This window comes from Streptomyces sp. UG1, from assembly GCF_049974585.1.
In the GTDB taxonomy this organism is placed as follows: Bacteria; Actinomycetota; Actinomycetes; order Streptomycetales; family Streptomycetaceae; genus Streptomyces.
Map to the genome: position 1 here is coordinate 1 of NZ_JBNGGG010000167.1, position 713 is coordinate 713.

General features: G+C 70.3%; 1 protein-coding gene and 1 pseudogene. Both read right to left on the reverse strand.

The genetic code is table 11. From position 1 onward, the window contains the following. Positions 1 to 299 (reverse strand): annotated as a pseudogene (locus ACP4J3_RS50845) (ABC transporter permease); the annotation flags it as partial. Between the two features lie 3 nt (positions 300 to 302). Continuing rightward, the coding region (locus tag ACP4J3_RS50850; RefSeq protein ID WP_426545117.1) for a TOBE domain-containing protein at positions 303 to 713 on the reverse strand (411 nt) is incomplete at its 5' end.

The window sequence follows — 713 nt, forward strand, 5'->3', positions numbered from 1 at the left end:
GCCTGGGCCAGGACGAAGCCGAAGACCAGGCTCAGCAGCGCTGTTTCGGCGGAGATCCGCAGGGTGGTGACCAGCACGGAGAGGTTGACGCCGGTGAGGGCGTCGGCGTACCAGTGCAGGGTGAACGATCCGTCGACGTCCTTCAGGCTCAGCAGCAGCGTGCTGAAGATCGGGTAGACGAACAGCACCAGCAGATACACGACGACCGGCAGCGCGTAAAGGATCCCGACCCTGGTCCTGCGTGAGGCCAGGAGCTTGCGCGGACGGGCGGGAGCCCCCGCGGTGAGGGTGGCGGCCATGGCTCACCCCCCCTGTTCGGTCGGGAAGAGGTTGACGTCGTCCGGGTCGGCAGTAATCCCGACCCGCTCACCGGCGACCGGGCCTCGGCCCGCCGGCACCTCCAGGCGCAGCAACGGCGCGTCCTTGCCGTCGACGCGGACGCCCGCGCGGACCAGGGTGCCCACGTAGGTGGCGGTCTCGACCGCGCCACTACAGAAGCCGTCGTCGGTGGCGCAGGCGCGCAGTCGGCCCGGCTGGACGGCGACCTTGACCTGGGTGCCTGAGGCGAGGTCGTGACAGCGGGCCTTGATCAGGCCGCCACTGTTGTCGAGACGGACCAGGGTGTGCTCGCCGCTCTGCTGTTCCACGCGGCCGGGCAGGAAGTTGGCCGCGCCGAGGAAGTCCGCCACGAACGGGGTCCTGGGCCGCTCGAA